The 12,742-nt window shown below is 64.6% G+C and carries 8 protein-coding genes, 1 tRNA gene and 1 pseudogene; 4 read left to right on the forward strand and 6 right to left on the reverse strand.

Features of this window, described 5'->3' with window-relative positions:
* Nucleotides 1-4: 4 nt before the first annotated feature.
* From U1701_RS17395 to U1701_RS17415, 5 genes and pseudogenes are all read right to left on the reverse strand, one after another.
* Nucleotides 5-3,160, reverse strand: coding sequence for an OmpA family protein (locus U1701_RS17395; RefSeq protein WP_332783847.1), 3,156 nt, complete (start codon nt 3,158-3,160; stop codon nt 5-7).
* Nucleotides 3,160-4,233 carry an AAA family ATPase gene (locus U1701_RS17400; protein ID WP_443026087.1) on the reverse strand — a complete coding sequence of 358 codons (1,074 nt, stop codon included), beginning with the start codon at nt 4,231-4,233 and terminating at the stop codon, nt 3,160-3,162. Before U1701_RS17400 ends, U1701_RS17395 begins: the two co-directional genes overlap by 1 nt.
* 949 nt (nt 4,234-5,182) lie before the next feature.
* Nucleotides 5,183-5,629, reverse strand: a pseudogene (locus tag U1701_RS18775) (trypsin-like peptidase domain-containing protein); the annotation flags it as partial.
* A gap of 153 nt (nt 5,630-5,782) precedes the next feature.
* On the reverse strand, nt 5,783-6,361 hold the full coding sequence (locus tag U1701_RS17410; RefSeq protein WP_332783849.1) for a hypothetical protein: 579 nt from the start codon (nt 6,359-6,361) through the stop codon (nt 5,783-5,785).
* Nucleotides 6,339-7,592, reverse strand: coding sequence for a VgrG-related protein (locus U1701_RS17415; RefSeq protein ID WP_332783850.1), 1,254 nt, complete (start codon nt 7,590-7,592; stop codon nt 6,339-6,341). The genes U1701_RS17410 and U1701_RS17415 overlap by 23 nt, the downstream gene beginning before the upstream one ends.
* Nucleotides 7,593-8,265: 673 nt before the next feature.
* Here U1701_RS17415 and U1701_RS17420 point away from each other — a divergent pair.
* The 4 genes from U1701_RS17420 to U1701_RS18780 all read left to right on the forward strand — a co-directional run bounded on the left by U1701_RS17420 (nt 8,266) and on the right by U1701_RS18780 (nt 12,670).
* A complete protein-coding gene (locus U1701_RS17420; RefSeq protein ID WP_332783851.1) occupies nt 8,266-9,762 on the forward strand; it encodes a hypothetical protein in 1,497 nt (498 codons plus the stop codon).
* 69 nt (nt 9,763-9,831) lie between these two features.
* A complete protein-coding gene (locus tag U1701_RS17425) occupies nt 9,832-10,500 on the forward strand; it encodes a hypothetical protein (RefSeq protein ID WP_332783852.1) in 669 nt (222 codons plus the stop codon).
* Nucleotides 10,497-10,769, forward strand: coding sequence for a hypothetical protein (locus tag U1701_RS17430; RefSeq protein WP_332783853.1), 273 nt, complete (start codon nt 10,497-10,499; stop codon nt 10,767-10,769). Before U1701_RS17425 ends, U1701_RS17430 begins: the two co-directional genes overlap by 4 nt.
* A 188-nt stretch (nt 10,770-10,957) precedes the next feature.
* The gene (locus tag U1701_RS18780) at nt 10,958-12,670 is read left to right on the forward strand and encodes a recombinase family protein (RefSeq protein WP_443026088.1); all 1,713 of its coding nucleotides are present in this window, start codon (nt 10,958-10,960) and stop codon (nt 12,668-12,670) included.
* On the opposite strand, the gene U1701_RS17445 is transcribed toward U1701_RS18780, so the two are convergent.
* Nucleotides 12,627-12,703 (reverse strand) — tRNA-Met (locus U1701_RS17445). The two genes, U1701_RS18780 and U1701_RS17445, sit on opposite strands and share 44 nt — an antisense overlap.
* Between the last annotated feature and the right edge of the window lie 39 nt (nt 12,704-12,742).

The following is a 12,742-nucleotide window of genomic DNA, read 5'->3' on the forward strand; positions in this document are numbered from 1 at the left end:
TCGCTCACCGGGCGGTGTTCTGCAAGAAGGTGGCCTCCACCCGGCGTGCCCCGGTGGCGCCAGTCTGCTGAGATCCGGTCGTGCGATCGGTCGGATGGATGGTGGTCGCGATCGCGCCTTCGGGAACGCCGAGTCCGACCAGGTACGCGCGGACCACTTGGGCATCACGTGCAGCCGACGTGCTGCCACCCTTCAGATCGGTATAGGCATCGAGCCGCACACGATACGATCCCATGCTCCGAGCCCGGCGTACGGCGTCGGTCAGAAGCGAGACGGCCTCGGCGTCAAGGGCACTGTTGTCGTAGGAGAAGTAGGCGGTGGCGGTCATCCCCCATGATGACGGGGTCTCCGCCGCTGATGACGATGCCCCCGTCGCTGCCGGAGGCGCCGCTTGGACCGGCGACTGGTCAGTGCGGCTCGGTGCGACTTGCGTCGGCGCCTTGTCCTGCGCCACCGACCAGCCGCCGCCGGTGCTACCGCTCGCATCGCTGGCGCTCTTGCCTGCCCGCGCTTTGCTGGCCGGTACCTTGCTCTTTGGCGTGTTGCTTGTTGGCGTCTTGCCAAGCGAGTCCGAGTTCGGCGCGTTGGCTGGCTGGCCAAGCCAGAGTTCGACCTGGTTCTCCTGCAGCCGGTTGTCAGGCGTGGTGAAGTCCTGACGCGTGAACCGCACGATGCGCGCGTCGACGCCTGACGAGCTGATTACCGGCACGAGGTACTGCGCGAAGGCGCAGGCGGATGCGGTGAAGCAGCGCAACTGCGTGCTGTTGGGCGACCGTGTAGCGGTGTTCTGGACACCTGGGGCGGTCACAGTGACGCCGGCGATCACGGCGCCTGCCAGCCGCGCTTGAACCGCCTGCGCCTGGCGGCGCTGATTCTCGTCGGCGATCTGGATGTAGAGCGTGCTCGACCGTCCCCGAAGGGCCTGGTCGGGCGCCGGAGCGTCCGCCTCGATGGCGGCCTTCGCGGCGGCGGCGCTTGCGGCATCAGCCGCGGCTTCCATAGCGTCGGCAGCACTCTCGCTCGCGGGGGGCGGGGTATCCGGTGTCGGGAGGGGTGAAGGCGCCGCGCTCATTGGCTCCGGGGCGGGCGCGGACGCGGGCGGCTGCGGCACTTGTCGCGATCCGAACGGGATCAGGCCCTGCTCGCGCCAGGACTGCGGCTGTACGAACAGCAGCAGCACGATGGCGAGTCCCGCCGCGATCGAGGCTTGATAACCCGGCCGGCGGAACCAGCGCGGGCGGGACACCGGCACCATGCCATGCGCGCGCACATCGAGCGGCTCACCTTGCGGAACCTCGCCTTGCAGCGCCTCGTGAAGCAGGGGGTCATTGAAGATCGGGTGACGCGATTGCCGCAGCCGCTGCGAGAGCGCGGCGCGCTGGGCCGCGTCCTCGGCGGTGCGCCGCCGGGCGACCAGGTCTTCCGCGGTCTGCGGCTCGCCGTCCGTGGGATCAAGGAAGGCGGCGGCCACGGCGGCAGCGCGCTCCAAGGCGGCGGGAGAGAGGCTTCCCAGCAGGGCCAGGCGCAGCCACGCTGGCATCGTGCAGCTGCGCAGCCACGGCAGACGCGCCAAGGCGAGAAACCGATCATGGGTGACGAGCGTCTGGTCGGCCAGCACCGCCCCGCAGAACAGCGTGTAGCCTGGGCTGATCACCGGCATGACCGCGAGCGCGCGCAGCCAATCGAACGCCTCGCGGTCGAGCCAGCGCTGCAGCGTGTCCAGGATGACCTGCACCTGATGCTCGGTCGGCGGTGCTTGCGCCAGTAGCAGCGAACGGTGCGCGGCGAGCCAGCCGCCCAGGTCCGCTTCGCCCGGCGCGTCCGGCGGCGCGACCTCACCCTCGCCGCTGGCACGGTCGACCTGGTCGGCGAAGTCCAGGCTGCCCTCGCACGTGGCATCGAAGCTTTCGACGTTCAGGCCCGCGAGGCGTACCTCTTCGGCCGCCCAGTGACGCGCGGCGCGCGGGTTCATCAGGTGAAATCGGGTCTCGTTGCGGTCCCCCTGGAGCCAGCGTGGTAGCGAGGCGCCATCGGGCAGCGCGTCGAAGCTCTCCAGCATGATGACGACGTGCGCACCGGGGTGGCGCAACAGCACGTCCTCGAGCCGTTCGTGCTGGTCGGCCGGCGCGGCAAGGCGGCCTTGGCTCTCACTGAGCGCCCTCAGGGTGTGCGGATCACCGAAGAATTCGTAATGCGCGCAGGAGATCTGTGCCTCGCCCAAGTGCTCGCGCCACGACTTGGCGAGTTCGGGGAGGTGGTCGCCCGGCTGCTCGCGCTCGCTCAGCAGCACGTAGTCGGGACTGCGCTTGCGCCTGGCGAAGCGCAGCTGGGGCTCCGTGCCATGTGCGATCGTGGCGCGAATGCTGCCGGCCACATCGATCGAATTCGAGGGTACCGAGGTATAGCGACGCAGCTTGCGCAGCGAGGCAGCGAATGACGGATCGTCGAAGAAGCGCGCTTGCGCCAGCCGGACCGAGGTCGCAATCAGGGTATGCGGGATCGCGGCGACACTTTCGCGCAGCCGAGTGCGCCGCCGCTCGTGCAGGACCGCCGCGCAGTAGGGCCAGGCGAACGCCAGCGCGGCGAGTGCCAGGTCTGCCAGTAGCACGGTCCCGTTCAGCAGGAAGAGCGATTGCGTGATCGAGCCGGTGCGGCTCCTGGTCGCGGCATCGAAGATCGGCGGCAGCGGGCTCGAAGTGTCGATCGCGTCGGGGTTGAGCGGGTTCGACGGACCGAAGATCAGGATCAGTAGCAGAGCCAATACCGTCAAGCCGGCGTAGATCCGAAAGCGCTCGGACCGAAGCAGGGCACGCGCCCTGTCCCATGTGAACCACGAGCGGAGCGCCAGCGACCGCGATCGCGCGGCCGCGCCCAGGCGCCGCCAGGTTCCTGGCGCGTCGGCATCCTGCCCCTCGAGAGGAAAGGACTTTGTCTGAGCCGTGGCCGTCAGCGGGCCGCAATAGTCCGCATCGTCCGCATCGTCCGGCGCCGTGCCGAGCAGCGGGGCGAAGTAGAACGGTAGTCGCAGATCATCCGACGGCACGCCGCGTTCGAGCAGCGCGACTTGCAAAGCCGCCAGCTTCGCCAGTCGTAAGGGCCCTAGACGACGCGACTGAGCCTGCCCTTGCGCCTCGGCGTAGAAGTCGCGCGCGTCCCCCATCAACCCGGCGTCGGCTGCGCCTGCCAGTCGCCGCTCTTGTACAGCGTTTCCGCGAGGACCAGATCCTCCTTGGCCTTGGCGAGACAGATCAAAGTTTTGAGGACGCGGTCGTCGGTTTCTGCCTTATGCGTCAGAGCCTTGTCCGGCTCCTGTCCGGCGAGGCGGAAGAGTGCTCCGCACCAGGCCAAAAATTCCGCCGTCCCGGGCTTCTTTCGCACCGTGGGTTCACGCCGCAACGCCTCGTAGAAGGCGAAGGCGCTGGTGAAGAGCGGCGTACCGGGCAGCTCCTTGATGAACCCCGACACGATCTGCGCCATGTCATCCGGGCTGGGCGGCGGGATGTTGAAGAAGAGGCAGCGGCGCAGGAACGCCTCGGGCAGAGCGCGCTCGGAGTTGCTGGTCATGATCACGATCGGTCGCCAGCGCGCATCCGCCGCGATCCGAAGGCCAAGCTCGGGCACATCGAAGGCCAGGAGCTCGAACTCGGCAAGCAGGTCGTTGGGGGTGTCGCGCGGCGCCTTGTCGATCTCATCGATGAGCACGACGCAGTGTTCAGGCTTGGCCTTGGCGAACTGCGGGTCCTGCGGCAGGAGCGTCGCGGTGGTCGCTTGGGTCGTTTTTGGCAAGGCATCGTCGGCGATGTTCGCGCCCTGGCGCAACGACGTGAGCGCCCCTTCCCCACCCCAAGTGCGCACGATCGCCTCGCCGAGAGCGCTGAAGCGAACGTATTCGATCAGCGGCTTGCTCTCGCCCCGGTTGGCCTCGCGGAACCGTGCGACTTCATCGAAGCTGTATAGCAAGTCGCGCCCAGCGGTGGTGGACTTGACGTCCTGGCGAACCAGGCGTGCCTTCAGCCGGTATGCCAGCCACCGCGCCGCCTGGGTCTTGCCGGTTCCTGGCTCCCCAGTCAGGAGGAGCGGCATGCCCAGCAGCATCGCTGTGTCCATCGCTTCGGCGAGGCCCCGCGCCGGCTTGTAATTGGTCGGGTCGGGCGACTGGGACACCAGGGGCGCGGTCAGGGTGACCGAACCCTCCCCGGGCTTCACTGCCAGAAACGCGTAATTCGCGCTCATCGCAACATTCTGCACTGAACCATGACTCGAGCTCCTTCATGCGGAATCGCGGCGAGCCTGCCGCACGGGTGTCGAGGACCGCCTCGATCTGGCGCCGCACGCGGCGGCCCTGAGCATCCTGCGACAAGCCCGTGATCCAGGTTCGCACCTCGTCGGCCTCGATCAACTGCAACGGCGGCAGGTTGACGTACCATGGCTTGCGCAGCACCGGCAGCGGCGTCGCTGCTGGCGCCGTGTCGGGATCGTCGCCGACCACCATAATGAACATCAGCAGCGGCTTGTTGCGGATCGGCAAGGCAAGCTCCGCCAGGCAGGCGGACCAGCCCGCCAGCATCTTGGACGTGATCAGCGCAACGTCCTGACGCGACGCCGTGGCGAAGATCGAGACCGGCACCGTCTCCTGCGCCAGGCAGGGCCGCAGCACCGCGACGTCGGTGTCCACCTGGTAATTCCAGCACAGCGCGGAGAGCAGATTGCGGCGTGCGCCCCTGCTGGTCTCGGCAAGCAGGTCGGCGATCTTCAGCGGCCAAACCTTCGACTTGATCGTGTCGGGCGCGACATCCCGCATTATCCGTGCCATTGCATACGTGCTCAGCACCATGGCGCAGCGGTCGGGCAAGTCCGCCCAGACGCCGGACAGCGCCGCGATCAGGTAGCCCGGACCGCTCAGCAGGCGGCGCTCGTCGATGGCGTCCTTGAAGGCACGGCGCTGCGGGGAGCGATCGATCTCGCGCAGCAGACGGTCGACAGGCGCGCGGTCCGCGTCGTCATCAAGCAGGGGCGGCATGACTTCGCCGGGAGCCGGGTCGAACGAGCGCAGCCCCGGCCAGAAGGCGGCCAGCGCCGCAGCTCCGACGATCACTCCGTTCATCAGCTGCTGGTAACTGGTCACCATGCCGAGCAACGCTCCGTCGTTGCGGACATCGGGATCCACCACCTCGAACAGCGGCGCGCCCGACGCCCCCGGCTCGATGCGTGTGTCCCTGCTGGTCGCGGTGACGAACTGGTTATTGCCGCCCAGCGTGGTCGCTCCCAGAGTGCCGCTCAGCGGCACGCCGTCGGCATACTTAGCGTTCATGCCGAGGCCCGTGAAGGCCTGGCCCGGCCTGCCCCTGGCCCACAGCGCCGAGACGGTCGGCGCGAAGCGCTTGCCGTCAGTGCGCTTGAGCACCGAGACATCGAAGCTGGGCTGACCTTCCTTGACGACTTGCGTGTCCAGCCGCTCGCCCGCATCGGTTGTGATCTGGACAGGTGCGTTGGGCGGCGCCTCTTCCCCCCAGGCGGAACGAACGACATGGGTGCAGGTGATGACGTGCTCGTCATCGGCGATTAATCCGCAGCCGACGACGCGATCCTGCCGATCGTGAACAATGATCCGGCACTGATCACTGCGCATCGGATGCTCCCTGGCGCGCCCCCCCCTGGAGCCCCCCGCGCAATTGTTAATCCTGTTACAGAGTAGTCGTCAAATAACTTCACGGTCGATCGACACGGAGTCTGCTGGGCAAATGCGCTAAGTTTCAGGACGCTGTAGACCGCGCGTCTTCGATCAGTCGGCGAGCGGCACCTTGTAGATACGTCCCAGGACGTTCAGTGGAAATAGCGCGGACGAGAACTTGCCCTCGACATAGATCGCCCTGCCGCCATCGGTCCGTGCGAGGTCTTCACGTGCATCGGCGTCGAGCTTGGCGGCCTGGCCCAGGTTTACCAGGTCCTTTAGTGAGACCAGGCGCACTGAGATGTCGGCGCAGCGCTCGCCTCGCCATGTGGCGGGCTGGTCGACCTTGTGGCGGTAGCGGACGGTGAGGGCGCAGGCGGGCTCGCCATTCACGGTGATGTCGATTGTCTCGACCACGCGGCCGGGCGGAGCCGCCTTCGGCTCAGAGTCGATCTGCCCAGTCGAAGCCTGGTTGATCGTCGGGGTGACGCTGGCGGCAGGCTCGACCGGAGACCGCCCGGTCAGCGAAGGCTTGGCTGTTTTGAGCTCGGCGGACGATGATGCAGCGTCACTGTTGACCGCGGCGTTCTCGCTGGTCTGCCGTTGTGCAGTCGCCGGCGGGCGCTCGCATGCAGCCACCAGCACGACGGCTGCCGCCAGCAACGGTCTAATCGGGATCATATTCGACATGCAGATGATTGTTCGCCGGGTCCATGAAAGTCTCGAACGCGACGTCATAGTCCGTTCCGAGCTTCGCGGCTACCAAATCGCGCAAGGCTTGGCCCACACTGACCTTGACGTTGTTGCCGCGGAAATCGATGGCCCGATTCGTGTAATGGCGCGAACCATCCATGTGCTTGCTGTCGTTCCCCGAGGTGATGACGGGACGGGGAAGGGCGAGCGCCCGCGCTGACTGGGCGACCGCCACGATGGCCGGTTCCATCCGCGCATCGAGTGTGTCCAAGTTCACGCTCGGCCCTTTCACGTCGACGCCGTTGGATCCGGCCACCGCCCTCCCGTTGATCGTGCCGAGGATCGCACCGGGAGTACCGTTCGCCGCGGCTCCCCCTATCGCGGGTTGGGCCGGTGAGCGCGCAAGGGACGCCCCCGTCCCCAGAATTGCCAGCGCCTTCGCCAGTTCCTTGGGATAGCGGTTCTTGGTGATCGAGATCAGTTGGGCCCTTTCGCCGGGCGCCAGCTTGGGATTGCTCGCCACGTGCAAGACGTAGGCTTTTCGGGTGGCGTAGGTCGCCTCGATGAGCTGACGGTCATAAGCAGGATCGTCGCGGGCGGTGTTTCGGTCCGTCACATCGATCGCCTCGATGAGGATGTTCGGCGCGCCTGCATGCTGCACCGCGCAGGACCACGCCACGTCGCTCACAGCATCGGAGCGCGCGTCAAGATCGATCCCTTTGCGATCGGTGACGGCGGCGAGCACAGGGCGATAGTGGGTCCGCTCGATGAAAGCGTGCTGCGCCTTGCGGAAAGCATCCGGATCGCGGTGCGCTACTGCCTTCGAAGCGGTTGTGAATGGCAGACTGCCTGGCACGGCCGTGCCGAAGTCCGCCGCCCAGGGCCTGCCCTCCACCTTCATGAAGGCGGCGCAGCTGCCGCTCTTGCTGGCCAGCTGGTACACGCCGTAGGAGACGCCTCCCGGATCGTTGAGGCCGCCGGACACGGTTTCGGGTCCGCGACCACCGCTCTCGAATTCTTCGGAAAGCGACCCCAGGCTGCGTGCAGCGACGTGCGGGACCGGACTGGCAGGAGCCCTGGTTGTGTTCTCCACCGGGGCAGGCGGCGCCGCCGGGCTCAGCGCAGCTTCCGCCAAGTCGCAGGCAAGATCGAGTGATTTCACTTCGCTTGGTGTAAAGCCGCGGCCGAGCAATATCCGCACGGCGTCGAAGATCGGTTTCCGGTTCATGACTAGCCCCCCAGCCAGATTTAAAACACACGGACGCTAGCGCAAATGGATTGAAGCTGGAAGCAGAATAGACCTCCCCATCGACGAAGTTATCGTAGTTGCATGACTCGGTCCTTGTTTCGAAAGTCAAGTTCGGCGATGCCCCAGCCGATTCACTCGAAGCGCTTGAAAAGGCTGCAGAGTAGTTCGGTAACTACCGGTAACGGAAGTGCTGTGGCACTGTGTGGATCCGGCGCATACGCTCCAAAGCCTTTCACGGGGCATAAGCCGTCGCAAAAACCGGGAGAATATAGGTACCTGAAGCTTCATACTGCCAACGACTTTAACCTGAACAAATGGCCGATTATGCCGGTCTGCGCTCCAAAGCGGCTAGGCCGTTCTCCACCCAAATCTCCGTGAAAGCAGCCGTTCCGATCCCTGCCGCATCTGCTTCTGGGGCAAACCGGACCAATGCCGCCTAAGGGTCTAACATCGCGCGGCGAACACGTCAGATGGGTGCAACTTATTCATAGGAGGACACATTGGCACGGTTAATCGCACATTAGCTGCTGCAATAACCAGTATGCCAATTTCTTGGCACTAAACGTAACGGTTTGTCGCGGTTGAGCGGGCGAGGCGGGATAGCTCCGAACCACCCGGACCGAAGCGTTGCGACGTGTGCTGGAGCAAGGCCTTGATGCGTTCGTATTTGTCGGAGCACCTTTCTGCCCCCGACCGCCTGGACACCCTGCTCACGCACATCGAGCACGAGATCTCCCGTCGCCAGCGGTCGCGCTATGCCTCAGGACAGCGCATAGCCGCGCTCCTGGGCGGCAGCGCCATGCCAGCGGATTTCGCCGCACGTGTAACACATGTCTATCCTCAATTTCCCGACGCCAGCACGGTGGGCCGTAATCCGAGTGGCATTACCCAGTATCTCAATCGGCTCGTTGGGCCCGATGGCATTGACGCTGCGCGCGAAGTGATCTGCGACTATATCGGCATCGAGGATCTTGAGCAAATTGCGACGGATCTGACAAAGTTGTCGGAGATATTGCCGCAAGCCGCGGATGCTCTCCTGGAGCTCAGGATCGGTCGCGGTCGGCGCCTCCTTTCAGAGAGTGCGGCAAACCTGTCGCTGCGGCCCGCGTTACGTGAGGAAATCGAGGAGCTGAAGACGGTGGTGCCCGGCATGGCACGTCTCCACATTGCCTATGTTCTCCGGGGCATTGCCATGAGGTGCGGCGCGCAAATCCACGCGCCTTTGAACTGGTCGGCGCTCGACGCAGCAGAAAAGGATGGTAGCGGAGGAAGTCTGCGGGTCTCCACACTGCTGCGATTGCTGGAAGCGGATCTGTCGCTCGCAGAGCGTCTGCTTGACGCCTACACACCCGCCCAGTCGAATGACTTGGCTATTGGGCTCAGACGGAAAACAGAGGTTGAGATTCGAGAGCTTGAACTCGATACCCGGGCTCGCGTCCAGCTTCACCTTTGGCGCGCTCAGCACGGCAATGCCCTCTACCCTGTCCTTGACGAAGTCGTGAGTGAGACGCGCAGGTCGTTGATGACCCTGCGCGAGACCCTCGCAACCTGCAAGAAAAGGCATGCACCCAATACGCTGGTCGGGCACATGGACCGCGCCAACGCAGGCGTGTGCTTGTACCTGGCCGTGGAGGAGGCCATCGACTGGACTGCCGATCGGCCGCAAAACCAGCCTAGCTGGATCGATAAAGCCTTGATGACGCTGGGAAGCCGCGGAATGCTCGGTCTCCTGCCTGAACCTTTGCGGATTCACGAGAAGGCGCTATCGGTAGGCTACCTGTTCGAAGCGCTTCGTATCGCGTTTCTCCGCGACATCGCACTTTACCGAATCAGGATGCAGCAAGTCTGGGATCCGACCACTAGCCGCATGAAGTATCAAGCGCCCGACCCGGCCAGGCAGAAATGCACGCCAGCGTACAGCTTTGAAGAGATATGGAACGCGTGGGAGGCCAGCGTGCAGAACAAGACGAGGGTGCGCCCGTCACCGCACGGCCGGACGTCTGGCTCAAATCCAGGTCAAATCGACAGCGAGATCAAACGCAACGCGATCGCAATCCGCAAAGACCCTGCCAGTGCCAAGCTGCCCGGAGCCTTTGACGGCCAGATGCAACTACGCGATTCCATCAATGCAGCCCTCACGGCCGCCTGAGACCCCAACTGTGTTTTTACCGGGGGTAGCCCCCATAAGCGCCTTTGCTGTGTCGCTCAAAAGGTGGGCATGGCACCGAAGACCTACAGCATCGAGGACCGCCTCAAGATCGAGGCCGGTCGGCTATTCAGCAAGCTGGCGATGGCTCAACGTCACGTCGAGACGAGGGTTGGCGAACTCGACGCGCTGATCCACGACGCGCAGGCGCGCGAACACCGCCGCGCCGCCTTCAATCTGCGAGATCGAGCCGCCTACCGACTTGGCGGCGCCTTCGAGCCGGTCGACCAGCTGGACCTCGACCACGTCGCTCTCACGGGCTGGCTGGCTCTGGGAAACATAGGTGTTCTCCTGCTGGTCCAGTCCACCGCACACGCGCCCGACGGCTCGGTTGCGGATCATCTCGCGCTCTTGTTCCAGTCGCCTGCGGGGGGAACGATCCGGGAATACGGAATCTGGGTGCGCTGGAAATGGCTGCGCAAGCTGTACCGTGAAGAAACCGAGCTATTCCTCAAATCCAAAAAGGGGCGTGACCCGAAGGCAAGCTGGCGCAAGGAAAAGGCGACAGTCAACCAGACTTACCTCGTCGCGCAGATCTGCCAGGACCTGCAACTGCAGTATCGAACATTCCCGAACCGTGGTGCAGCGTTCGACTGGATCAAGGCTTATGACGGCAATCCGCGCTTCGCCGACGATCAGCCGCCACCGAGCCTCGCCGGTCTGGTGGCGGCGCTCCGATGATCGTCGTCGCGTCCCATGCTGCCGACACGGCACGCATTGGCGAACAGTCGCGAATTCTCGAAGCGCTCGATTTGGCATGGCGGGCGCTTGCCGCCGAGTTCGGGCGGACGGCAGGGTTGGTCCGACAGGCCCACATGGCCAGCGAACCGGCGAGCGACATGCTCGTCACGCTCGTGGAGCTCGATGATCGACTGTCGGCGCTGGAAGACAGCGCCGTTGTCACGCTCCGGTACTTCAATGATTTGGTCGAGCGCATCCAAGATGCGTAAGCGCTCATGCATCGATGCCGGTGGCCTTACGGAGGCGCCCCGCCCGCCCCACTCGTTGGCCATTGAGTTGGCACGGCTACTTGCGCGCGATCTTGCGCGTATGGATGCTCAAAGGGGAAGGTCGAAGCTGAACAAAGGATCAGGGGACGCAACGGGCAGCGAACCCCGAATGGAAGAGGAAAATTAAGGTGCGAGCTGTCATTTACGCCCGCTACTCGACGGACCAACAGGATCCGCTCAGCATCGATACGCAGCTGATGATGTGTCGGCGGGAGTTAGCGCGGCAGGAGTGGATCGAGGTTGGCTGCTTCACCGATGGAGCCAAATCCGGCGCAACGATGCATCGGCCTGGAATGCAGGCGCTTCTCGCCGCCGTCGGCCGCGGGGGCGTGGACGTCGTCTACGGCGACGCGATGGACCGCATCTCGCGCGGGCAGGCGGACATTGCCGGCCTCTACGAGCGACTGAAATTTCGCGGCATCATCCTCGCCACCCGCAAGGAGGGCGTGATTACACCGATGCACATCGGCATGATGGGCACCATCAATGCCGAGCAGATCACAGCGACGAGCGGCAAGACCCGCGATGCACTGGCCAAGCGCCATGAAATGGGCTTGAACCCTGGCGGTGTCGCATATGGCTACGACAAGCGGATCGAATATGACGGCAACAACGAACGCATCAAAGGCCTGCAGCAGGTGCTGCCGGCGCAGGCCGCCATCGTCGTGCGCATCTTCGAAGAGTTTGCCGCTGGGATGTCGCCCGGCCAGATCATCCGTCGGCTGAATACCGAAGGTGTTGCTCCGCCGCGCAGCGGCAAGCGTGACGCAAGGCTGAGCCTCAAGCCACCCGCGTGGACGCCCAATACCATCACAGGCAATGCCGAACGTGGCACCGGCATCCTGAACAATATTCTCTATACCGGCTGGCGCCCCTACCAGAAGCAGACCTATCGGAAGAACCCCGATAGTGGAAAGCGTCATGCCTTCGTGCGCCCCGACGAAGAACGCCCCGAGCTGGTCGCGGTGCCGGACCTGCGCATCGTTCCGGACGCGCTGTGGCAAGCGGTGAAGAACCGACAGGCAAAGCTCGCGCGAGGATCGAAGCCGAAGGCCGACGTCACGCCGCCCGTGCCCTTCTTCGCCCAGCAGCGGCCACGCTATCTCCTGACGGGCAAGATGACCTGCGGCGAGTGCGGCGCCAGCTACGCCAAGTCGGGCAAAAGCCGCTTCGGCTGTCAGGGGTCAGCCAAAAAGGGGCTGAGCTACTGTGGCAACCGACTGACCGTCCGGCAGGACGAGCTCGACGCTCGAATACTGTCCGGCCTCACCACGGAGATGCTGCGCGATGATGTGCTGGCGGTGTTCCTGGAGGAGTATGAAGCGGAGACCCGCCGGCTGCAGGCGGTGAGCGTCACCGTGCGCCCGGAACGCGAAGTGGAGCTGGCGCAGGTGAACACGCAGCTGTCCAACATCAAGACGGCGATTCTCAAAGGCGTAGATGCCGCGATGTTCGTCGACGAGTTGCAGCTCCTGAGTGAGCGGCAAAAGTGGCTTGCAGCCGAGATCAAAGCTACTGCGGTGCCGGCTAATGTTCCAGCGCTCGTGCATCCTGATCTTGGCCGCGTGTACCGCGAGAAGGTGGCACGTTTGACCAAGGCGTTCGAGGACGAGGCGTTGCAGAGCCTGGCATTCGAGCGCATCCGCGAGCTCATCGAAGCCGTGGTGCTCCGGCCTGAGGGTGACGACCTCGCGATCCACCTGCGTGGTGAGCTGGCCAGCATGCTGGAACTGTGCACGTGTGGCGAACAAGAAAAGGCCTCGGAGCCGATGGCTGCCGAGGCGCTACAAATCAAGATGGTTGCGGGGACAGGATTTGAACCTGTGACCTTCAGGTTATGAGCCTGACGAGCTACCGGGCTGCTCCACCCCGCGACATTCGCGTTAGCGAAGGGGGTATGAGACAAAGTGAAT

The sequence above is a fragment of the Sphingomonas rhamnosi genome, from assembly GCF_036663615.1.
Taxonomy (GTDB): Bacteria; Pseudomonadota; Alphaproteobacteria; order Sphingomonadales; family Sphingomonadaceae; genus Sphingomonas.

Bases quoted from the DNA above. Each gene is read 5' to 3' on its own strand.
- U1701_RS17415 (WP_332783850.1), bottom strand. From the start codon at position 7,592: ATGAACCGGAAACCGATCTTCGACGCCGTGCGGATATTGCTCGGCCGC.
- U1701_RS17430 (WP_332783853.1), top strand. From the start codon at position 10,497: ATGATCGTCGTCGCGTCCCATGCTGCCGACACGGCACGCATTGGCGAA.
- U1701_RS17400 (WP_443026087.1), bottom strand. From the start codon at position 4,233: ATGAGCGCGAATTACGCGTTTCTGGCAGTGAAGCCCGGGGAGGGTTCG.
- U1701_RS17395 (WP_332783847.1), bottom strand. From the start codon at position 3,160: ATGGGGGACGCGCGCGACTTCTACGCCGAGGCGCAAGGGCAGGCTCAG.
- U1701_RS17410 (WP_332783849.1), bottom strand. From the start codon at position 6,361: ATGTCGAATATGATCCCGATTAGACCGTTGCTGGCGGCAGCCGTCGTG.
- U1701_RS17425 (WP_332783852.1), top strand. From the start codon at position 9,832: ATGGCACCGAAGACCTACAGCATCGAGGACCGCCTCAAGATCGAGGCC.